19 protein-coding genes and 1 pseudogene are annotated in these 20,521 nt (G+C 61.1%); 6 read left to right on the forward strand and 14 right to left on the reverse strand.

The window, feature by feature from the left end; translation table 11 throughout:
• Positions 1-43 precede the first annotated feature (43 nt).
• The 4 genes from NLY33_RS17950 to NLY33_RS17965 all read right to left on the reverse strand — a co-directional run bounded on the left by NLY33_RS17950 (position 44) and on the right by NLY33_RS17965 (position 6,517).
• Positions 44-1,297, reverse strand: coding sequence for an adenylate/guanylate cyclase domain-containing protein (locus tag NLY33_RS17950; protein ID WP_023707892.1), 1,254 nt, complete (start codon positions 1,295-1,297; stop codon positions 44-46).
• The gene (locus NLY33_RS17955) at positions 1,294-1,683 is read right to left on the reverse strand and encodes a response regulator (protein WP_023707893.1); all 390 of its coding nucleotides are present in this window, start codon (positions 1,681-1,683) and stop codon (positions 1,294-1,296) included. The genes NLY33_RS17950 and NLY33_RS17955 overlap by 4 nt, the downstream gene beginning before the upstream one ends.
• The gene (locus NLY33_RS17960) at positions 1,680-5,777 is read right to left on the reverse strand and encodes a GAF domain-containing protein (protein ID WP_023707894.1); all 4,098 of its coding nucleotides are present in this window, start codon (positions 5,775-5,777) and stop codon (positions 1,680-1,682) included. The genes NLY33_RS17955 and NLY33_RS17960 overlap by 4 nt, the downstream gene beginning before the upstream one ends.
• 467 nt (positions 5,778-6,244) lie before the next feature.
• Entirely contained in the window at positions 6,245-6,517 is a 273-nt protein-coding gene (locus NLY33_RS17965) for a DUF1127 domain-containing protein (RefSeq protein WP_023707895.1), read from the reverse strand.
• A gap of 150 nt (positions 6,518-6,667) precedes the next feature.
• Between NLY33_RS17965 and NLY33_RS17970 the strand changes: the two genes are divergently transcribed.
• Together NLY33_RS17970 and NLY33_RS17975 are read left to right on the forward strand one after the other, a co-directional pair.
• Positions 6,668-7,375: a winged helix-turn-helix transcriptional regulator gene (locus NLY33_RS17970; protein WP_023707896.1), complete on the forward strand. Its 708-nt coding sequence runs from the start codon at positions 6,668-6,670 to the stop codon at positions 7,373-7,375.
• A 461-nt stretch (positions 7,376-7,836) separates the two neighbouring features.
• Entirely contained in the window at positions 7,837-9,024 is a 1,188-nt protein-coding gene (locus tag NLY33_RS17975; protein WP_023707897.1) for an acyltransferase family protein, read from the forward strand.
• Positions 9,025-9,847: 823 nt separating this feature from the next.
• Here NLY33_RS17975 and NLY33_RS17980 read toward each other — a convergent pair.
• From NLY33_RS17980 to NLY33_RS18010, 7 genes are all read right to left on the reverse strand, one after another.
• On the reverse strand, positions 9,848-10,363 hold the full coding sequence (locus NLY33_RS17980) for a DoxX family protein (RefSeq protein WP_031204935.1): 516 nt from the start codon (positions 10,361-10,363) through the stop codon (positions 9,848-9,850).
• A 37-nt stretch (positions 10,364-10,400) separates the two neighbouring features.
• Positions 10,401-10,880, reverse strand: a complete 480-nt coding sequence (locus NLY33_RS17985) for a tetratricopeptide repeat protein (protein ID WP_023707900.1) — start codon at positions 10,878-10,880, stop codon at positions 10,401-10,403.
• Between the two features lie 31 nt (positions 10,881-10,911).
• Positions 10,912-11,883 (reverse strand): MBL fold metallo-hydrolase, encoded by a 972-nt coding sequence (locus tag NLY33_RS17990; protein WP_286438813.1) that lies wholly within the window; start codon positions 11,881-11,883, stop codon positions 10,912-10,914.
• A 95-nt stretch (positions 11,884-11,978) separates the two neighbouring features.
• Complete coding sequence (locus tag NLY33_RS17995) at positions 11,979-12,224, reverse strand: DUF680 domain-containing protein (RefSeq protein WP_023707901.1); 246 nt, start codon at positions 12,222-12,224, stop codon at positions 11,979-11,981.
• Positions 12,225-12,501: 277 nt separating this feature from the next.
• Entirely contained in the window at positions 12,502-13,341 is an 840-nt protein-coding gene (locus NLY33_RS18000; RefSeq protein WP_023707902.1) for an anti-sigma factor family protein, read from the reverse strand.
• Positions 13,338-13,877: a sigma-70 family RNA polymerase sigma factor gene (locus NLY33_RS18005; RefSeq protein ID WP_023707903.1), complete on the reverse strand. Its 540-nt coding sequence runs from the start codon at positions 13,875-13,877 to the stop codon at positions 13,338-13,340. Before NLY33_RS18005 ends, NLY33_RS18000 begins: the two co-directional genes overlap by 4 nt.
• Before the next feature lie 755 nt (positions 13,878-14,632).
• Positions 14,633-15,055 carry a hypothetical protein gene (locus NLY33_RS18010; protein WP_286438814.1) on the reverse strand — a complete coding sequence of 141 codons (423 nt, stop codon included), beginning with the start codon at positions 15,053-15,055 and terminating at the stop codon, positions 14,633-14,635.
• Positions 15,056-15,422: 367 nt separating this feature from the next.
• Here NLY33_RS18010 and NLY33_RS18015 point away from each other — a divergent pair, with 367 nt between their 5' ends.
• The 4 genes from NLY33_RS18015 (at position 15,423) to NLY33_RS18030 (ending at position 18,609) form a co-directional block, all read left to right on the forward strand.
• Positions 15,423-15,674 (forward strand): GlsB/YeaQ/YmgE family stress response membrane protein, encoded by a 252-nt coding sequence (locus NLY33_RS18015; protein WP_023699916.1) that lies wholly within the window; start codon positions 15,423-15,425, stop codon positions 15,672-15,674.
• 628 nt (positions 15,675-16,302) lie between these two features.
• Entirely contained in the window at positions 16,303-16,716 is a 414-nt protein-coding gene (gene rnk / locus NLY33_RS18020; RefSeq protein WP_023707905.1) for a nucleoside diphosphate kinase regulator, read from the forward strand.
• A gap of 420 nt (positions 16,717-17,136) precedes the next feature.
• Entirely contained in the window at positions 17,137-17,394 is a 258-nt protein-coding gene (locus NLY33_RS18025; RefSeq protein ID WP_023709230.1) for an ATP-dependent DNA ligase, read from the forward strand.
• A gap of 336 nt (positions 17,395-17,730) precedes the next feature.
• Positions 17,731-18,609, forward strand: a complete 879-nt coding sequence (locus NLY33_RS18030) for a YihY/virulence factor BrkB family protein (RefSeq protein ID WP_023753839.1) — start codon at positions 17,731-17,733, stop codon at positions 18,607-18,609.
• A gap of 202 nt (positions 18,610-18,811) precedes the next feature.
• Here the strand turns inward: NLY33_RS18030 and NLY33_RS18035 are convergent, their stop codons facing one another.
• From NLY33_RS18035 to NLY33_RS18045, 3 genes and pseudogenes are all read right to left on the reverse strand, one after another.
• A complete protein-coding gene (locus NLY33_RS18035) occupies positions 18,812-18,979 on the reverse strand; it encodes a hypothetical protein (protein WP_023708436.1) in 168 nt (55 codons plus the stop codon).
• A 529-nt stretch (positions 18,980-19,508) separates the two neighbouring features.
• Entirely contained in the window at positions 19,509-19,826 is a 318-nt protein-coding gene (locus NLY33_RS18040; protein ID WP_023708438.1) for a YMGG-like glycine zipper-containing protein, read from the reverse strand.
• Between the two features lie 198 nt (positions 19,827-20,024).
• A pseudogene (locus tag NLY33_RS18045) lies at positions 20,025-20,398 on the reverse strand (type II toxin-antitoxin system HicB family antitoxin).
• Positions 20,399-20,521: the final 123 nt, after the last annotated feature.

Here is a 20,521-nt window from a genome sequence, read left to right on the forward strand (position 1 = left end):
ACTATCCGGATAGAATTGACGTCCCATGACGGTCGCGCGAAGATCAGTCGAGGCTGATCCGTGTTCCCTTGGCGCCGTTGAGCAGCCGCTTGAGATGGAAGCTGGCGAGTTGGTCGTCCGGACATTTCCCGATCTGCGCGGCGAAAGCGGTAAGCGCGTTTGAATCTCCGGCCTCCAATCTGCCGAACGCTTCGAGATAGCTCGCCGTCGAAGGATCATCATACTGCTTTGACGACAAAGGCTCGAACGCGCGTAGCGCCTCGGCCCTGCCGCGCAGCATCAGATCGCCGACCGGCCGTCCCCGGAAGCCGTCGACCCTTGCAGCCGCGCTCCCGCTGACGCAGATACGCGTGCCCAACTGCTTGTTGGCGCTTTCCAGCCGCGCCGCGATATTGATGGTGTCGCCATAAGCGGTGTAGTCGAAAAAGCGGCCTCCGCCGAAATTTCCGACCAGCGCCGGACCTGCATGGACGCCGATGCGGGTCGTCCCGACCGCGACGCCCTTGTCGCGCCAGCTATCGCGGAACGATTGCGACAGCGCGTCGAGCTCGAGCGCGCAGGTAACTGCGCGCGCCGCATGGTCCTGCTGCTCGCCAGGCGCGCCGAACAAGACATGCAGCGCATCACCGACGATCTTGGCGACGGTGCCTTCATGCGCGAACACGACGTCGGTCATGCCGGCTAAATAGTCGTTGAGGAGCGCGCCTAGCGTGGCAGGGTCGATCGTTTCCACCAGCGTGGTGAAGCTGGTAATGTCGGTGAACAGCGAGGCGACCTCGCGCCACTGTCCGGCTAGCGCCAACCCGTCGGCGTCGCCGGCCAGCCGCTCGGCCAGATTGGGCGAGAAGTAGCGCGACAGCGATGCATGCGCGCGCTCCGCGACCGCTTGCCGCCGATGCGCCTCGTGCAGCACCTCGCGATGCTTCAAGGTCTTGGCGATCGTGGTCTCGAGGTCGGCAAAGTCGATCGGCTTAGTGATGAAGTCGAAGGCGCCTCGGTTCATTGCGGTGCGGATGTTGGCCATGTCACCGTAAGCGGAGACGATGACGGTCGAAAGCTGCTGCCCCTCGGCCTGCTGCAGCTTCTCCAGGAGCGACAGGCCGTCCATACGGGGCATGTTGATGTCGCACAGCACCATGTCAATGTCGCTGTTGCCGTCGATGACGGACAGGGCGTCCACACCATCGCTGGCGAAGAGAAAAATGACCGCACCGTCGCGGATCTGACGCCGGAACTTCTGGACGATCAAGACCTCGAGATCGGGCTCGTCGTCGACCACGAGGATGCGCGCCGTCACGCCACCATTCCCAGCCGCGTTTCGATCTGTTGCCTGAGAATCGCAAAGTCGATCGGCTTGGTCAGCAGCGCTTCGGCGCCGTTCTCCAACGCCTTGCGCTTGGTTTCGGCGTCGCCATAGGCGGTGATCATGATGACCGGGACGTCGGGCCGCAGCACCTTGATCTTCGGCAGCAGCTCGAGCCCGCTCATGCCGGGCATGTTGATGTCAGACAGCACCAGGATCAATGTCACCCCTTCGGCGTGGTCGATCTGCTCCAACGCATCGACCGCCGATTGCGCGAACTCCATGGTGAAGCGGCTGGCTCGGATGTCGCGGCGGAACTGCTGACGAAATAACGGCTCGACGTCGGGCTCGTCGTCGACAACCAGAATGAGGAGGCTCATGCTTCACCTCCCGATTTTGCGAGCGAGGCGGCAGCGCGCGGCAGCACAATCCGGAACTCGGTGAACTCGCCTGGCTGGCTGTCGACGTCGATCGTGCCGGCATGCTGTTTGACGACGATGTCGTGGCTGAGCGACAGGCCGAGCCCGGTGCCCTCGCCGGCTGGCTTGGTCGTGAAGAATGGATTGAACATCTTCTCCTTCACCTCCGGCGGAATGCCGATGCCGTTGTCGCGGATCCTGATTTCGACACGGTCGCCGAGACTTCTGGTCATAGCGGAGAGCGTCGGCTCATAGCCCGTGCCATTCGTAGCCGCGCTCTGCTTGGCCGTTGCATAAAAGCCGTTGGAGATGAGGTTGAGAAGCACCCGCGTGATCTCCTGCGGGTAGAGATCGACATCCCCCGCCTGCGGGTCGAAATTCCGCGTCAGCGTGATGTTGAATCCTGGCTTTTCGGCGCGCGCCCCGTGATAGGCAAGGTTCAGGCTCTCCTCCACGACGGCATTGATATCGATCGGACGATGATCTCCTGAACCCGCGCGCGAATGCAACAGCATGTTCCTGACGATGGAATCGGCCCGCTTGCCATGCTGGACCACCTTGTCGAGATTGCTCTTGAGCATGCCTGTCAGCTCGGCAACCTCTTCGCGCACGGATGCCTCCAAAGGCGCGCCGGCCAGCACACTGCTCAAATCATCGATGAGTTCGCCGGAGAGCGCTGAGAAGTTGTTGACGAAGTTGAGCGGGTTCTTGATCTCGTGGGCGATACCGGCGGTCAACTGGCCGAGTGAGGCGAGCTTCTCCGTTTGCACGAGGCGGTCCTGCGCGGTCCTCAGATCTTCGAGCGAGCGTGACAATTCGCGGGTACGCGCCTGCACCTCGTCGAACAGCCGGACGTTCTCGATCGCTATGCCGGACTGGTCGGCAAACGTCTCGACGAGCTCGATCTGCCTCGGCGTGAAGTCCCGTACCTGTGACCGCGTCAGCGCGAATACGCCGACCGGCGCGCCTTCGCGCAAGATCGGAACGCATAAAATGGTCCGGTAGCCGCCGAGCTTCTGAAGCTGCGTTGCCCCGTAGTCCGGGTCGGCGAGCACGTCCGACACGTGGACGGCACGGGCTTCGAGGGCCACCCTTCCAGTGATGCTGTCGCGGCTAGGGGCAAAGGGATTGGCTTTGGCGAAAACCGCGGCTTCAGGCAAATTGCCGTACTCGGCCGACCACCGGTAGAGATCGCCGTCGCGTTTGAAGATCACGCTCGTGTCCGCGTCGCACAGCTTGGCCGCTGATTCCACCAGCGTGTCGAGAACCGGCTGCAGGTCGAACGTAGAGCGGCTGATCGCCTTCAGCACGTCGGCCGTCGCCGTCTGCTGCTGCAGCGACTCGCTCAATTCCGCCGTGCGCGTCTGCACCTCCTCGAACAGCCGCGCGTTCTCGATGGCGATGACAGCCTGATCGGCGAAAGTCTCGACTAGCTCAATCTGCTTTGGCGAGAACGGCCCGGGCGCCTTGCGCATGACCAGAAGCAACCCCATCAGCTCCGTGCCGCGCAGGAGCGGAACGCCGAGAATGCAGCGAACGCCGCGCTGCCGCGCCACGTCGGTGAAGGTGAACTCGGGATCGGCTTCGAAATCCGGTACGTGAACGGTTTTCTTTTCCAGCAGAACGCGCCCCGACACCGATTCGCGCCCCGGCCGGCGCATGATCTTGGTATGGGCAGGGGCGGCTTCCGGATCTCGGCTGAAGGTCGTGGTCCACTGAAATCCGTCGTCGACCAGACGATAGAAATCGGCAATGTCCGCGTCGCAGAGGTGCGCGGCGGACTCTGCCAGGGTGTCAAGGACGTTCTGCAGGTCGAAGGCCGACCGGCTGATGACCTTGAGCACGTCTGCTGTCGCTGTCTGCTGCTGAAGCGACTCGCTCAGCTCCGCGGTCCGCGCCTTGACCTCATCAAACAGGCGGACATTTTCGATGGCGATCACGGCCTGGTCGGCGAAGGTCTTCAGAAGTTCGACTTGCTTAGCGGCAAGAAAGCCCGTCTCAGCACGCCCGACTGCTATGCAACCGATGGGCAGGCGGTCACGCAGCATCGGCACGGCAACAGCACTGCGCAGGCCTGAAAAAGCCGCTGCGGCGCGATGCGTGAATTCACTATCCAAGGTGAGGTCCGGGATCTGCGCCACGTCAAGATATAGAATTGCCCTTTCGGCAGCGCTGCCGCGAGTAGGTGCCACGGGAAAGGTGTTGCGCACGATCTCAACGCTTTCTTCGGTGATGCCGTGATGCGCGACGAAATGAAGAAGCTCGCCGTCAAATCTGTAAACAAAGCAGAACTGTGCTTCGCATAGACGGGCGGCGCTTTGCGCGATCATATTAAAAACTGGCTGCCCATCGGTGGGCGAGCGGCTGATAACGCTAAGCACATCGCTGGTCGCCGTCTGGTACTCCAGCGCCTCTGTGGCCTCCCGTGTCCGCTGCTGCACCTCCTCGAAAAGGCGGACGTTCTCGATCGCAATTACGGCCTGGTCGGCAAAGGTCTGGACAAGTTCGATCTGGCTATCGGTGAAGGCCCCGGGTTCAGGTCGCGTCATTGCGAAGACGCCAATTACCGATCCTTCGCGCATTAGCGGTACACAGAGCACAGCCGAATAACCTCCGAGTCGCGGAGCTTCGGGAAGGCCATGTTCTGTGTCCTTGGTAACATCCGGAATATGGACGACTGCCTTGTCGAGTGCTGTTCGGCCGACCCAGGATTGTCGGCTGATCGGACTCGGATTAGCCTCTTCATACGCGCGATACTCCGGAGTTTGGTCGTAGCCTGCCGCAAGCCGGAAGACATCGCCTTCGCGCATAAAGATGCCAGACGTTTTCGCACCGCAGAGCCTCACCGCAGAATCGATAAGTGTCTGCAGGACGCTCTGCAGGTTGAATGCGGAGCGGCTTATGACCTTTAGCACATCCGCGGTCGTGGTCTGCTGCTGTAATGCTTCGCCAAGTTCGGCGGTGCGGGCCTGCACCTCTTCGAAGAGCCGCACATTGCCGATCGCGATGACGGCCTGGTTGGCGAAAGTTTTAAGCAGGCCAATTTGGCTGTCGCTAAAGGGTCGCGCCTCGATGCGCCGGATCATAAGCGCTCCGATTGCTTTTCCTTCCTGCAACAGCGGAGTGGCGAGAATCGCGCGAAAACCAAGACGTTGAGCCATCATTCGGCCGGTTGCAAACTCCTCTCCAGCGATGGTCAAGTCGTGAACGTGGACTGGCACTCGATCCAATACGGCCCGGCCGGTAACGATGTCGCGCGCGACCGGGAAGCCAGCACTGTCAACCGGAATTGGTCCGTGATGCGCTCCCACAGCCAGCCTGTCGGAGCGCAGCAGATAGATCGTTGCGTCATAGGCGTCGCAGAGCCGAGCGGCACTTTCAGCGACGGCGTCCAGTACAGGCTGAATATCCGTGGGAGACCCGGCGATCACTTGCAATATTGCGCCCGTCGCTGTCTGCTGATCCAGCGACTCAGCGAGTTCACGATTGTGCCCCTCGACTTTCTCGATCAGCCGGGCATTTTCGATCGCGATCACAGCCTGGTCGGCGAAGCTCTCGACCAGTTCGACTTGGCGCGGTGAAAATAGCCCGATCGTCCGCCGCGCCATGCCGAATACGCCGATGGTCTCCTGACCCCGCTTCAGCGGGACTGAAAGTACTCCGCGGAAATTGCCGATGATTGCGGCCTCAGGCCTTTCGTATTCCGGGTCTTCAAGCGCATCCGCCACATGGATCGTCAATCCCTCCAGCGCGGCGCGGCCCTGGAACGTCCCTCGTCCCACGACATGTGGGTTGGCCCGTTCGTATGCATGCAGCTCAGCAGCCTGCCCGCCGCCTGCCATGAACCGCAACGTATCGCCAACGCGCAACGTGATTGCGCCGATGTCCGCCCCGGCCAAGCGTATAGCCGAGTCGACTAGCGTCTGCAGTACCGGTTGGATGTTGGTCGGGGACGCGGCGATCACCCTGAGGATAGCACTCGTCGCATTCTGCTGTTCAAGGAGATTGGCGACCTCAGCGGTGCGTACCCGATTTTCTTCGCGCGCCGCTGTCAACTCGGATCGGAGCGAGCTGATCGTGATCTCAGAGTCGGAGTCAGGCCCTCCCACTGAGGTGCTCCTGTTTTTATCTGCTCAGTGTCGGCTTTGGCCAGCCCAGCGTCAAGTTTGTGACCTGCAACGCCTGTTTGTGACGCAGCGCGGCCGGTTGGTGATGCACCTGAGCGCCGGCTTTCGGAGCTATTGCAGATGTGAATATGTCCGAGATGAGGTCGTAGGCAGAGTGCCAGCTTCTTTGGACCTTGTTCTACAACCAGTCGATCAGCTTTCGGCTCAAAAAATCTACCGGTCAGCAATGCGCCTTAACTCGGCCAGAGAGTTCAATTTTGCTGCGGATGGAGACATCGCCGGCAACCACGCCGGACGCCGCGGTTGCGCCTCAAAATCGTTGTTAAAAAATGGGCCCTAATTCGGCTGATCAATTGCCGCCCTCAAGCGGCCTCAGCCCGCGGGGCTTTCCGTTCTCACCAATTTCCCGTCTGGTTCTGCGCTGCACTCTTAAGCGCGAGAGAGGCGGATGTATCGAAACTGTCGGCGCAGGCCGCCTCGACGTCTGCTTTGGTTAAGCCAACGTCGCGCAGAAGGAAGTTGGACAGGTGACCAAGCCCACGCTTTATGTTGCGGCGGGTCCGCCACTCACGGACAAGGGCCAGCAGCCGTTCGAGGTCAAAAAAAGTGCGCGGCACGCGCAGTGCGGTCTCGCCTAGTGTCGTTTGCGTGATGTTACGCCAGGTCATGGGAGCCTCCGTTGGGGATGCACGATGACGACCACCATCATGGCAGAGGACGGGAAGGCGCCAGCGCATCTTCGGAAGCGCTCCGCTTCAGATTGTGAACTGGCCTTAGAGCTCCGCAAGGCCTAACCTGCGGCAAAGGAGCGGTCAGCCATGACGCGACGGCCTTACGGACTGGTCTGCCCGATCTCGCACGCCTGCGAGTTCCTGGAGCCCCGCTGGACGATCCAAATCCTGACGGAACTCTGGAACGGCTCGACCCGCTTCAATGACATTCGCAAGGGGGTGGGCAACGTCTCGTCCGCCCTCTTGTCGAGGCGGCTCAAGGACATGGAAGCGTTGGGCCTGGTCGAGCGGGTCGAGGACGAGGCGACGGGCACCATCAGCTATTTCCGTACCGAAAAGTCGATAAGGCTCGAGCCGGCGATGAACGCGCTGGCGGAATGGGCGCAATGCAACATCGAGGCGGAGATCGCGCTCGCCGACGTGGATGTTTCGACCCTCATGTGGGCTGTGCGGCGAAAGATTGACCTCGCTGAACTGCCGCGGCGGCGCGCCGTCATCCGCTTCCATTTCCGCGACGATCCCCCACCGAGGTGTCCCCATTACTGGTTTGTGGTCGAGCCAGGCTCAGACTTGCCCGAGCTATGCTCGCTCGACCCCGGCCGGGACGTCGATCTTTACGTCGAGACCGGCGTTGTTTCGCTGGGAGCCATCCTGGAGGGCCGCTCCAGCATCGAGCGTGAGAAAGAGAGGGGCGGCCTTTTCCTCAGCGGCGACCCCGGCCTCGCGCGAAGCATGGACCGTTGGCTGCGAATCTCGGTCTACGCGGCGCTTGACGGAATCGTCCAGCTTTCTTGAAAGCCATGTTTGGAGTGCAGCCTTATGCAACCCGGCCCGAAAGAGAAAGCCGTTTGGGCTTGCCTCAAAAGCTATAACGCTATCATACGTTGTTTATTGCTGTGCACTGAAAGCCGCCAGTCCGCATTCGGCCCCCATTCTAGACCTTTCCTGGCGTCCGCTTTGCGCCTCAGATAGGTCTTTGAGCTGGCCCCAGCGGAATCCCAAAAGCAGAGCGCTCAAATAGGACCCTCGCTAACGGAGAGCCGTCCAAACACGGCTCACAAGCTGTCGAGCAGCAGTGCGCCCAATTGTCGCCGTTTGGCGCGGCTGACCGTGCCGGCCTTCAGGGCCACGTGGCCTCGTCCGAAACCCACTTATGGATCGCGGCGATACGAGGGTCGGTCCAGCACTCGTAACCGCAATTCGTCATCGCTCACCGGGTTGACAATCGCTGCTCAGGCGCCATGCTGCAGTGCAACATGGCCAGCTACGAAACCAGCATCATCAAGTCGTCGCGCATCGAATGCCTGGACGGGCTTCGCGCGCTTGCGGCGATCTGGGTGCTGGTCGGGCACTGCATGCTTTTGACCGGCTGGCAGATTCCGGTCGTCGGCGAGCCGGATCTCGGCGTCGACCTGTTCATCATGCTGTCCGGCTTCCTGATGGTGTTCCACTATCAGCTGCGCCAGGAAAAGGAGCCTTGGCAAAGACCGGAAACCTGGCTGAAATTCTGGACGCGCCGCTATTTCAGGATCGCGCCGCTGTTCTATGTCATGCTTTGCCTGGCGCTGGCGCTTGGCCCCTATCTCTACGATTGCAGGATCATAATCGACGATTTCCTCTCCAGATCGCACCAGGCCCCGGAACGCTACCTCGACGGCAGCCTGAAAAACATCGTCGCTCATCTCACGTTCCTGTTTGGGCTGGTGCCGAACCTCGCCTATCGCACGCCGCTGCCTGACTGGAGCCTGGGGCTGGAGATGCAGTTCTATGCCGTGTTCCCGGCCGTCATGCTGCTGGTGCGCAGGCTGGACTGGATCAGGAGCGCCCTTGTGGTCGCGGCGGCCGGCTGCGTCATCGTGTTTGCGATGCGGCTGTTGTCGATCCATTTTCCGATGCCGTCCTTTCTGCCGCTCAAGATACAGATATTCCTGTGCGGGATGCTGCTGGCCGGAGTCGTGCGTCAGAGCCAGCCGCGATCTATCCTGTACTTGGCACTGGCGCTGCTGCTGGCGGCGCTGCCCTTTGGCGGCGACCAGGGGCTGGGCAAGCTTCTGGTGCGCGAAGCGCTGGTGGCGGGCTTCTTTGCCCTGGTTCTCTACCGCATGCTGCCTGGAAGGGCGGGAACGCTGGCGCGAGCGATCGCCGTGACGCTCAGCAACCGGTTCTTCCACCTGATGGGCGAGCTTTCCTTCAGCATCTACCTGATCCATCTGCTGGTGCTGCAGCCCGTCGCGGCGTTCGTCATCAGTGAGTTCGGCCACCAATTGTTGGCGCCGCTGCGCTTCGCCATCGTCGTTGCCGTTGTGCTGCCGACGGTGACGTCGCTGTCCTGGATCACCTACACTCTGATCGAGGTCCCCGGCCAGAAGGCGGGCCGCTTCGTCGTCCAGCGCTTTGGCCGAAAGAGCGGCGCGCCGGCGCTGGAGAAGACCCCGGCGGAGTAGGGCGCAAAGCCAGCCAGTTCCCTAGATTGAATTCACCTACGACTGTGTCGCGCCCTCTTGTGTGCGGCGAGATGAAAGCCGATGCCGCATTAGGGACCGGATATTCTTGTGTAGATCTAATTGGCGACAAGCGCGAGGCCACGAGAACGAGACAGGGCCAGATCAGCTTATCGTCAACTGTCGCTGTGACGAAATTTTTCCGAAGTTCAGCTTAAGACGGTGCGCCGACTCAGCCAGAACGGGCAGGCAAACCCTTACCCTGCGCTGGCGCAATGTCGCGGCGCTTCCCTGTTGTGGTCGATAAGGCAACCGAACCGATGGTCAAGATGAACATAGGGGCTGACCAGGCTAAGCGCTGGCGAGATGAAGCGGTACGCGGGAAGAAAGGCGCTTGTCGCCCGCAACCTCTTCATGGGCAGTGATCTTGGCGGTGATAATCATCTTGGCTGGTCTGATCGCGCACAAGGCGCACATCCTGCTGTAGCGTTCTGATCAATGGATTGCGCCAGCCCTCGACCGGGTCCTGGCATCTGCAAAGCAAAAGCCCGCCGCGTCTGGGTGGAGAGCGGCCGGCCTTCTTATTGCCGAGAGTTGAGCGCTCCTGTCACATGCAACTTTCGCGTTGGTGGACCAGTGCGGGCACGTTCGATGAAAGGCAGCGATGCGCCTCATATCGGCCGATAGGGCGTTCCTATTCGTGCCGAAAAGCGGACGTCGATAAACAACCCGCCATGAACGGCTTTCGTCATCAGGGGTTGCCCGAGGCGTTTGTAGCGTTCGGATCGGGCGGGCGGGTTGATATGGGACCCGGCGTCTTGGCGATTTAGAGTGGAAGCTTGATATCGCCCACCGAGAGAGGCTTACCGGCCGCTATGAGCGCCGCAACCGTCTCTCTGTCCTGTTGCCGGCGCTTCACGAGGCCGTTCAGCACCCTGTCGAGAGATATCGCGCCGGCGCCGGCTATGGCCAGGACGAACATGCCGCCCGCTATGGCGAGATCCTTTTCGAAATGCAGCAATTCGTTCTGGTTGGCGAAATTGGTGTGGAACAAAGCTGCCGTTGCCAAACAGAACAGTCCGAGCGCCACCGCGCCCACACGCGTCAGCAGACCAAGGCCGACCGAAAAGCCAGCTCCCAGCTGCAGCGCTATGGTGGCTATTAAAAGCGGCAGGCTGACGCCGAGCGCCGTCATCGCCTTGGCTGCACCGGCGAAATGCGTCGCCAGCTCCAGGCCTTCATGCGCGAAGAGCAATGAGAGCAGCAGGCGACCCGTCAGCAGGGTCGAGTCGGTGAGATGTGGTTTCCAGGCGGTTTGTGTCGTTGTCACGATGGGCTCCATGGGAAAGGAGCAGGCGCCTTGCAGCGCCTGCCTGGTTTTACTTGGTCACCTTGGTGTCGATGGCCTTGTGGAGGTCTTCGAGTTCTTCACAGCCGGCGGGACACAGCTTCTGCAGCGACGCCAACTGCTCGTTGGCCTTGGCCATGTCGCCGGTCTCTACATAGAGTTCGCCCAGATATTCGCGGGCGGCCTTGTGGTCGGGCTTCAGCTCGAGCGCCTTGTTGTAGTAGGTCAGCGCGGTGGTGAAATCGCCGGTCTTGCGCAACGTGAAGCCGAGCAGGTTGTAGACGTCGGCCTGCTGGTTGTCCTGCGCGAGATCACGCAGATCGGCCAGCGCGCCCTTGTAGTCCTTGACGGCGATCTTGGCCTGGACGGCGGTGAGGTCGGGTGCATCGGTGCCCTCGATGTCGTCGACCGCATAGGCCGGCATGATAGTGGCCACGGGAACGATGGTCAGCACGGCAATGGCGCCAAGCAGGCCAAACAGGGCGTGCTTGCCCAGATAGGATTGTTTCATCATCTTTCTCGCTTGGGTTGGGAGCTCGCGCTCAAATCTGAACTGGGGTGAAACCATAGGCATTGCCGTCTTTCACGAAGACGCCGGTGCCGGGGAACGGGAAATGCGAACCCGAGATCCGGATGTTGTCGGCGATCACGCGATCGATCAGCTTGTGCCGCGTGGTGATCGCCATCGGCCCGTCCTGGTCGTAACTGCCCTGCCACTCCGGATGCGGCGCCAGAAGGGCGGGCACATACATGGTGTCGGCCGAGATCATCAGCTGTTCCTTGCCGGAGTTGGCGAGGTAGACCGAATGTCCCGACGTGTGGCCGGGCGCAGCGATGATCTGGATGCCGGGTGCGACTTCGGCGCCGTCATTGACCAGCTTCCAGTTCTTCCATTTCGGAAAATTTTCGGCGATGCGCTTGCCCGCCGGCTTGCGGCCTTCCGGCAGCTTGGCCAGCCGGCTGGGGTCGGTCCACCAATTGTATTCCGTGGCGTTGACGATCAGTTCGGCATTGGGGAACACCGGTGCATCGGTCCCCTTTTCCATCAGGCCCCAGACATGGTCGGGGTGGAAATGCGAGATCATGATGGTGTCGATCGTCTTATAGTCGATGCCGGCGGCGGCCATGTTGGCCGGCAGATGGGTGGCATTGGTCTGCCATTGGCCGACGCCCGATCCGGCATCCATCATGATCAGCCTGCCGTTCATCTTGAGGACGATGACGGTGAGCGGGATGGGCATGAAGTCTGTCGTCAGGCCGGCCTTGGCAAGCGCTGCCTTGGTGTCCTCGACGGAAACATCCTTGATGAAGGCCGGGTCGTGCGGCTTGCGCCAGATGCCGTCATAGATGGCGGTGACCTCGATATCACCGACCTTGTATTTGTAGAAGCCGACGGTCGGCTCGACCGACGTTTCGGCGAAGGCGGGACGGGTGAGTTCCAGCTTGCCGGCCAGACCGAAGGCGGTCGCGGCGAGCGTGGTTCCAAGCAACGTGCGACGTGTCATCATGAACATAGGTGATCTCCTGCAGCCTTATGGGGTGATGATGGAGAGCCAAAGGTTTGGCTCTCCATCGTGAGTGGTAAGAGAAGATGTTCGGAAGGGTGTCTTCAGCGGCCCCAGATGCCGTCGTTGTTGTGCCTGGTGATGATGTCCTGAACCGACCCCTGGCGCGGCCCGGTCGTCACCATGGTGTCGACGCCGGCTTGGCGCGGGGAGGGGGAAATGGAAGCAGTGGCATTGGTGTCAACGGTAGCGACCGGCTGGTTGGAATTGTTGCCGCCGTGGTCGCTGCCGGCAAAGGCAGCGCTTGAGGCAAGCAGCATGGCAGCCACGCTGAGAGCGAGCTTGGTCATTTCGGTAGGTCCTTTTTTCGTTTCTTGGGTGCGTGCCGGGAAACTGGCCCCGCTAACAAGAAGACCCATCAGGACGTCCCTTTATTCCCGGGCGGCGCGAAATTCTTTTGGAGGTCCCGAAATCAGGGGCGGCGCCCGCCCGGAACTGGGGCCGACGCTGCATGCGCACGTCCAAGGTCGGCACCATGCTGCTGCCGTAGTCTCAGCCCGTGTAAGGAGCTGAGCCAACAGTGACATCGCACTTGATATCGGCTGAAGAGGCTTCGACAGACGGTTATCAGCCCGTCACGATGGCGGCGCGGAAGCGCGCCACGAAGTCGTCGATCTCCGGCCGCTCCATGTCGGAAATTGCCCAGTATGAGAAGGCGCCGTCGCTCCATTGCACAAGCGAAAAACCGCCCTCCGAGAGATCGACCGGGTCGGTAACCACCCCGGCATTTTGCGGCTCGGCCACAAGGGTGATCAGATGTTCGCGGTGGCGATAGACCAGCGCTGGCACCGCCCGGCCGCCGATGACCTCGACCCTGCCACCGATGAGTGCAAATCCGTCCTTGGCCATGTCCGGCGCCGGCGGCGAAAGGCCGAGCCTTGCGTCGAGCCATGGCTTCACCGTGTGTCGGTCCGACGAGACAACATCCACCGGGCTCGTCGCCAGCAGGCTGCGTTGGTGGCCGCTGGCTACCCCTGCGGCAAAGCTATCGGCTACGCTGGGCTGCATCGCCCATTGCGTCGCGCCGCTGGCCAGAACTGCGCTGATCATGATCGAGGCCGCCATGGCGCGCCAATCGAATGATCCGAAGTTGCGCGCCGACCACCACGTTCGAGCCGACTTCGCCCGTATCGGCGCTCTGGGCCGCAGCACCTCGACGCGGCTGGACGCGGCCATGGCTGCAATGCGCGCGCTGAACTCGTCGCTCACTCGGGGCTTCGGAAGCCTTGCCACAGCCCCTTGCAAGACGATGATGCGGGCATGTTCGGCCGCCAGCTTGGGATCGGCGGCGATGCGCCGCTCGACAGCTATGGCCGCGGCGGCGTCGAGCTCGCCATCGACCAGCGCGTGCAGCATCAGGTTCATGCCTGCGGCGTCCTCGGGCAATCCATCGTTGTGCGCGCTCATTGCGCCCTCCCAAGGTCAGAGATCAGCAGGCCGCGCGCCCGCGCCAGCCGTGACATCACCGTGCCCATCGGCACGTCCAGCATGGCTGCGATATCACGGTAGGCCAGGCCATTGACGTCGCGCAGCACGAGCGTTTCTCGAAAGGGTTGCGGCAGAGCGGCGATCGCCGCCTCCAGGGCCGCCACGTCTGCCTTGGCAATCAGGCTCGCCTCCGGACTTTCGCTCTCAGTCGGATCGACTGCGTGAGCGGCGCTCACCTCGTCGAGATCACCGAGGTCGCCTACCGAGACGATGCTGCGCGGGCGATTGCGCGCCAGCCATGTGTAGCACGAGTTGCGAACGATGGTGAGCAGCCAGGCGCGTGCATTCCCTCCGGCATAGCTTGCGATGTTGGCGTGTGCCTTCATGCAGGCGTCCTGCACGACATCCTCAGCGTCGGTGGCATTGCCGGTCAGCCACCGGGCCAGCGAAAGCGCGTCGGCGAGATGAGGCATCACCACTTCGCCGAAGCGGTCGGCCTGCGCATTGCTGCTCAGCATCGGTACACCGTCATATGCGCCTCGCCTCGAGCTCGTACGCTCATTTGGCGAGAATGGTTCTGCGTTGCGATCGAACCCAGAGGAAACATCCCGGGTCGCCACTGCGTTGAATGTGAGGGCAAACGTCGCATTGATGTCAATCACACACTGGACCGCAAACATGCATCCAGATGGATGCTTCTCGAGCACAAGCATTGCCGAATTCACGACCCATTTCGCATCCGCGGCACCTGAGCTTTCCCGATCCCGACCGCGGCAGCACCTTCGGCAGACAGGTGAGCCAGCCGGCCGCAGGCGGCCGACCTATCGCCTTCCAGAGGTCCTGGAACGCGTCGACCGATACCGTCGTGCTCGGCAATGTGTGGGTTTGCAGTGCGGCGTTCCTTCAAGGTCAATCAGCAGCGTATGCATGGAAGACCAGGGCGGCCGGCGTTTTATTCCCGGACAGCGAAAAAAGATGACTGGAGGCCATGCGACAGACGGCACCAGCGGCGCACAGACATTGTCCATCTGGCGTTAGCCGAGAGGGAAGGGAACTCGCAGCTAACCTTCTCCAAGTTCGGAAGGCAATTCCAGAGTCTCGGCATTACTCCTAGCGAGGGCGTTCAGGCACTTGTCGCCCGGCTAACGCGAAGTTCTGACACCGATCACCGACCGACTTCAGCGCCGAAATTGCTACCAAGCCAAAGCGACGTGCGGGCCTTCAAGGCCTCTTCTTATTTCGGCTAAGCCGGCCCGGAGCCCGCATTCAGTCACATCCCTTGGACTTGGGTGCAGAGCTGCTGCATCGAAGCCATTTGAGCAGCCGAGTTCGCGCCCGAACCAGTGCTGTTACTGGCCGTGGTGTTGCTGCCGGTCGAACCAGAGCTGCCTGACGTGCCGGTGGCTATGCCAGAGCCGGTGCCGATACTCGCCGTTGTATCATTGCCGGTCGAACCTGAGCTACCTGCCGTGCCGGTCGTTGTGCCAGAACCAGTGCCGTTACTGGCCGTCATTCTCGAGCAGTCGGAGCGAACCTGTGCCTGCTGTTCAGAGCTCAGGAACGACCAGTTCTTGCGGATCTCATCCTGCGACAGAAGTCTTCCCAAATTGGCGTCGCTGAAGAATGAGCCGGAGAGCTTGCTGTCCCAGCCGCTCGGGATACCGCTTTGGCCGGAGCCGGACGTAGAAGTCATACCCGACCCGCCGATGAGCCGGACGTTCCGTTCGTGCCGCTGGATGTTCCCGACGACTGCGCGAGTCTCCTTTGGGGTTCGACGCCGTTCCTAATCCCGAGAAAAGACACTTGTTCCTGTAAAGAGTGAAATTCAATGTCATGATCTTTTTGCACCAGCCATGGGTCTCAGATGCGATGCTGGGCAATGACCACGCCACCGCATGCAAGAGCTGTCCCTGCTGGGCCGTAGTGGCGATCGCCCGCAAGTCGCGCGCAGCGGCCCGGCGACGCGACTGCTGAGTCTAGCTCAGACAGTCGCGGAACTTTATTGACTTATGGGACGTTTCCCCGCCGAACCAATTTAGGTTCAAGGAAAAGGGGGAACTATGGAAAATCCAGGTGTCGGTTGGATAGCTGCGATCGTCATCGGCGGTATCGCCGGCTGGCTCGCCGAGATGTTCATGAAAAGCAATATGGGCGTGCTCATGAACATCATTTTGGGGATCGTCGGCGCCATCCTCGCCAACGTCCTTCTCGGACTTGTGGGGATATCGTTGACCGGCTGGCTTGGCTATCTTGCCGCCGGCTTCATCGGTGCATGTATTTTGATTGCCGTGGGCCGAATGGTTAGACGCTAGCGACCACTCGACCTTGAAACATTCTGGTTCAGGCGCCTGAGCCTTGCGCTCACGCGCGTTTCTGGTGCTGCACCTGTCGCGGTCTTCACATCAGCGAGTTCGGCTACGTTTAGGCGACCTTTCCGCTTCGAGGCCGTCGTGCTCGTGGTGCTGCCCCAGCGCTTTGGCCGGAAGAGCGGCGCTCGAGACATCAACCGCCGCGCTAGTGGATTGACGCTGCTGATTTCGCCTCCTCTCAGAAGGGGAGTGCGGACTCCTGCCGTTGTTAGTGGTGAACGGTGTCGTACTCCCCCAGATCAAGATCGATCTGCCGGCATCTGGGTTCAGGCTCGCGTGGCCGCCTTGACTCCTCAGATTCCTTTACCAACTATAGGGCTATGTGCGCCGCTGCCAAAATCCGTCGGGATTTCCTTTTCCGGGTTTGCCCCATAGCGGGATCGTAACCCTCGGCTCGGCTGCCATGCGCGCCCCGAGCCGAGGGGTGAACATGTAAAATCGACATGTGACATTGGCGCAGGGCCGCATCGGCCCTGCAACATCGGCGCGTTCAGCATAGATTTCCGTCGCACTGACAATCGTTGGCGATCCCTTGGCAGGTCCGACGCCAGGCAGAAACATGAGTATTCAAATGCAAGTCACCAAGAAAAGCCGGCGCAAGCCGAACATCCGAATCACGCAGTCGGATCACGCACGTTTGTCGGCCCTCGCGAACACCGTTGCCGCACGAACCCCGGAGGCGTCGGATGAGTTGCTCGCCGAACTCGAGCGGGCTCGCATCGTGGCCGATGGCTGGGTCTCCGCCGGCGCGGTCCGGATGGGCTCGACTGTAACGTTCAAGCCCGACACCAGCGATCCGAAAACGGTGACGCTGGTTTTCCCTGGCGATGCGGACATCTCCGAAGGCAAGGTTTCGATACTCACGCCGATCGGCACGGCTCTGATCGGCCTTTCGGCTGGGCAGTCCATCATGTGGACCGCCCGGGACGGGCGTCGGCACGAATTGCTGGTGCTTGAGGTGGGCCAGCCCCCTCCGTCGATGTAGCCGATCGGCGCGCGCCGGCGCCTTCGACCATTGCGGCGGGCTAGACATGGGCGTTTCGATCCGTCTGCTCACTCACGCGGGCAGCCCGGTCGCGGGAGTGTAACCCTGTGCCGGGTGTCCTTGCCCGGCGCAGGGTAGGTTTCCCGCCCGCTCAACTGCTTGACGCCGGATTGTTTCAGAGGCCGGCTGGAAACGTGCCGTGCCCACTTTCGATCGTTGCCAATTGACCACTAAGGACTGCACCATTCTTGAGGTCTTTGCAGGAGCGCCACCACGCCCGCAGTGACACATTCTCGGATTTACCTGACCGAAAGATTACGAGCGCGGTTGTGACGTTTCGGGAAGACATCCCCGAACGTGGTGACCCTCAGCACCCGCGTCGCCTCTCGGGTAAATGACGGCCCTGCTGAAACCCGTATCGTGGCACATGACGAGATGCGCGGTCTTGTTGGCATGCTTTTCTCGAAGCGCCGCGACAGCAAACACCGCAGCGGTCCGTCGACCAACTGGCTGAAGGCAAAGTGCTATGCGATCGACGAGTTCGATCTGCTCGGCGTCGAGCGTGAAGCGGGCAAGCCGGCCTTCGCTCTGATAGCTGAGCGCGGCACCGGGAAATGCGCGAGAGGCTATGGAAACGCGTCCAGGAGCACTCAGGCACGGCGCCCAAGGGCATCATGAAGCGGCCGGCCACGCAATGGGTAAAGCCGGGCCTCATTGGACGCGTGAAGCACCTGCGCGGCGAGGATGACCTGCGTCATGCCTCACTGTAGGATTTCCGCGAGGAAGATTGAACGCTATATCGGAGCCATGCCAGCAGCAGATCGCTGAGAAGCAGGACGAGGCGTTCAAGTTCGTGCTCGGCCGGGGTGCTCGCGTTTGGCTGGCACGGTCGCGGACCGTCATAGGCCGCATCACTGACGTTGCCTGCTCCCCCTGAGGGCGTTAGTAGCCCGCAACCGGAACATCACATGTGCTGGTGCATTGCTAGTGAACGCCAATTCGACTGGGGCGCAAATGCATCGCGCGATCACAAATGCATGGGCAATGGTGCGAGAAGCCGTCGTTGGGTTCGTCAATGACAATGCTCTCAGCCATGGCGCGGCGATCGCATTTTATGCCACAACATCGTTGGCGCCAATTCTGCTCATCGTGGTTGCAATTGCGGGTCTCGCATTCGGTCACGAGGCAGCCCAAGCGGCATTGTCCGCCCAAATCACAGGGATGATGGGTACAGAAAGCGCAAATATCCTGCAAACCGCACTGAAGAGCGCATCCGAAAAGCCATCCGGCGGCACCTGGGCGGCGGTGATTGGCATCATCACCTTGCTTGTGAGCGCTTCCGGGGTCTTCGGCGAAATACAGCAGTCTTTGAACATAATATGGAAGGTCGAAGCGCAGGGCAGTTCGTTGTCGCGCCTGGTGCGCGCACGTGCGGTAAGTCTGGGACTGGTCACCGCACTTGGCTTCATGTTGCTCGTCTCTCTAGTCGCGAGCACGGCGATTTCGGCCCTAGGCAACCTCATCAACGCACAGTTGCCGTTCGGGACACTTGTCCTGGCCGTTATCAACGCGGTCGTTTCTTTTGTCCTCCTCGCAGCTATTTTCGCCGCTATCTTCAAGATCTTGCCTGATCGAACCCTGGAATGGCGGGATGTCTGGATTGGCGCTGTTGTAACCGCTGCCCTGTTCACGCTCGGGAAATCGCTTATCGGTTGGTATATAGGCTCCAGCGCGGTCGCGGCCTCATATGGGGCCGCCGGTGGGCTGCTCGTCATCCTGCTGTGGGCATACTACTCGGCGGAAATTTTTCTTTTTGGTGCGGAAATCACTCGCGCCTATTCCATTCGACACGGCAGCAGGTCCGATCTGGATGCTGTGCTTCACAGTGCTTGACTGCAACACATGCCACTAACTACCAAATCGACTAGGGGCGCGGCGCACCGGCCGGGGCTTCGCGACGCCACATCACCCATGGCGCCGACCGCATCACCGAGCAGGGCACGCGAGCTGGATACGGTCGACACCATATGACGAGTGCAAGTGCGCTGGTTGGTCAAACCATGAGGGTCACAGTTTGAGTTGCGAAAGACGCGGTTCAGTGGCGACGCGGACGGCGGTTGCGTATCGGCTTTGTACTCGCGCGCCTGCCGTCCGGCGCCTTCTTGGCAGCAGCGGAGCGGTACAGGTTCATGAGGCCAATCAGGAGCCGAACAATGGCAATCGCAGTTGCAGCATCGAGCCAGCCCGCAATGCTTTTGAGCATCGGGATTGTTCTCCAAGCTTACGACGTGAAAGCGGTCGAAGGACCTGGGCGGCAGTGCCCCTTCGCCTAGGCGAGGACTGCCACCCATTCGTTGTGGCACTCAGTTGCCAAGCAACATGACATGAAAACGGCCTCCGAAGGAGGCCTTTGGATGGTGTGAGCGAGAATCTCCACCTAACAAATTATCCCACATTTTGTGCATGCAGCGCAAGCCGTTCGCTTGGCCAAGGCGGGCTTGACGCCTTGATGCTTGGCTGCGTGACCGTCACCCCCGCTCTTCGGCAGCAGCCGATGGTCGCTGTCGGCACTTTCAGCAGCCGCAATGCGATGTCATTGTTGGCGCCAAAAACCACCGCTTCACGTCGCTTCCGCGAAATGGGATCCTTGCAAGCACCGAGCGCAAGCTCATGAGGCAGAGGGTGTAAATGGACTGAGCGGGCGTTCTCATATTGTGAAACGCCGAACGGATCCCGGGTCCCTGGAAGGGCGGCACCAAAGGTAAGAGAGCCGCACTTCCAGGGAGGCTGGATCAATAGTCGTTGTTGTAATAGCGATCATCGCAAGGCGCCGTGTAGATCCGGCCGCGGCGGTCCTGGTAGCGGCAAAGCTGTTCGCCGCGGCGCTGCGGCGTGGTCGACTGGCCGATGACTGCGCCGAGCAAGGCGCCGCCGGCGGCACCCACGACCGTGCTTTCGGTGTTGCCGCCCAGTGCCTGGCCGGCGAGGGCGCCGACACCGCCGCCGATGAGTGCGCCTGTGGTTGCCCTCTGCTGCTGTTCGGTCTGAGTCGCGCAGCCTGCAAGTGCTGCAGTCATGAGCACGGCGGCAATGGTTTGTCTGATCATCATCTTGGAACTCCTTTGGAGCCCCAAACGCGGATCGGGGCGAATGGTTGCCAGTTGCTGGCGCATTGCGGCCAAACGGCGGCACGCCCGCTCACGAAATGAGACGTGGTTTCTCGGGCCTTGAAGACAATGGTTGCCAAAGCGGAAACGGCCTGCGCGAACAGGTCAATAGCGCATCGGTTTGAATCCGTTGATGAGCAGCTAGGCTGGCTCGTCGCGTATCGCCTTTTTCGCGGCGGCGGTTAGGAATCCGGACCGGCTATAGCCATGGCGTTCCGCATATCGATCTATCTGGTCGAGGACATCTTCGGGAATGGTGACGTTGACGCGCACCACCTTGGTGGTCTCGGCTTGAGCGCTACCAGGACGGCGACCCGGCTGAGATTGTCATTGTTCGACATGACATCTTCCAGGGATGATGGCTCGGGAATGGCTTCGCCATCCTCGACAAGGCCTTCGAGATGGAAGGCCAGGGCCTCTTCGGCCATGGCGCGGGCGTCGTCGAGGCTGGTGCCGGCGGTGACCACGCCCGGAAAATCGGGAAAGGATACGCCGAAGTCGCTGCCCGCTTGCATGTGGATCAGTCCGGCACGGGTCGGTTCCCCCAAGGAGCGGCTTCGAGGCTCGATCAGACTATCGAGCCATTCGACACAAACTGTCGAGGTATTCCTAATGGGACCGTAGGAAGCTGCCTAGTA

The organism is Mesorhizobium sp. C432A (assembly GCF_030323145.1).
Classification (GTDB): domain Bacteria; phylum Pseudomonadota; class Alphaproteobacteria; order Rhizobiales; family Rhizobiaceae; genus Mesorhizobium.

Excerpts from the sequence above, each read along its gene's own strand:
- NLY33_RS17955 (WP_023707893.1), bottom strand. The coding sequence starts at position 1,683 with ATGAGCCTCCTCATTCTGGTTGTCGACGACGAGCCCGACGTCGAGCCG.
- NLY33_RS17965 (WP_023707895.1), bottom strand. The coding sequence starts at position 6,517 with ATGACCTGGCGTAACATCACGCAAACGACACTAGGCGAGACCGCACTG.
- NLY33_RS17970 (WP_023707896.1), top strand. The coding sequence starts at position 6,668 with ATGACGCGACGGCCTTACGGACTGGTCTGCCCGATCTCGCACGCCTGC.
- NLY33_RS17975 (WP_023707897.1), top strand. The coding sequence starts at position 7,837 with ATGGCCAGCTACGAAACCAGCATCATCAAGTCGTCGCGCATCGAATGC.
- NLY33_RS17980 (WP_031204935.1), bottom strand. The coding sequence starts at position 10,363 with ATGGAGCCCATCGTGACAACGACACAAACCGCCTGGAAACCACATCTC.
- NLY33_RS17985 (WP_023707900.1), bottom strand. The coding sequence starts at position 10,880 with ATGAAACAATCCTATCTGGGCAAGCACGCCCTGTTTGGCCTGCTTGGC.
- NLY33_RS17990 (WP_286438813.1), bottom strand. The coding sequence starts at position 11,883 with ATGTTCATGATGACACGTCGCACGTTGCTTGGAACCACGCTCGCCGCG.
- NLY33_RS17995 (WP_023707901.1), bottom strand. The coding sequence starts at position 12,224 with ATGACCAAGCTCGCTCTCAGCGTGGCTGCCATGCTGCTTGCCTCAAGC.
- NLY33_RS18000 (WP_023707902.1), bottom strand. The coding sequence starts at position 13,341 with ATGAGCGCGCACAACGATGGATTGCCCGAGGACGCCGCAGGCATGAAC.
- NLY33_RS18010 (WP_286438814.1), bottom strand. The coding sequence starts at position 15,055 with ATGACTTCTACGTCCGGCTCCGGCCAAAGCGGTATCCCGAGCGGCTGG.
- NLY33_RS18015 (WP_023699916.1), top strand. The coding sequence starts at position 15,423 with ATGGAAAATCCAGGTGTCGGTTGGATAGCTGCGATCGTCATCGGCGGT.
- rnk (WP_023707905.1), top strand. The coding sequence starts at position 16,303 with ATGCAAGTCACCAAGAAAAGCCGGCGCAAGCCGAACATCCGAATCACG.
- NLY33_RS18030 (WP_023753839.1), top strand. The coding sequence starts at position 17,731 with ATGCATCGCGCGATCACAAATGCATGGGCAATGGTGCGAGAAGCCGTC.
- NLY33_RS18035 (WP_023708436.1), bottom strand. The coding sequence starts at position 18,979 with ATGCTCAAAAGCATTGCGGGCTGGCTCGATGCTGCAACTGCGATTGCC.
- NLY33_RS18040 (WP_023708438.1), bottom strand. The coding sequence starts at position 19,826 with ATGATGATCAGACAAACCATTGCCGCCGTGCTCATGACTGCAGCACTT.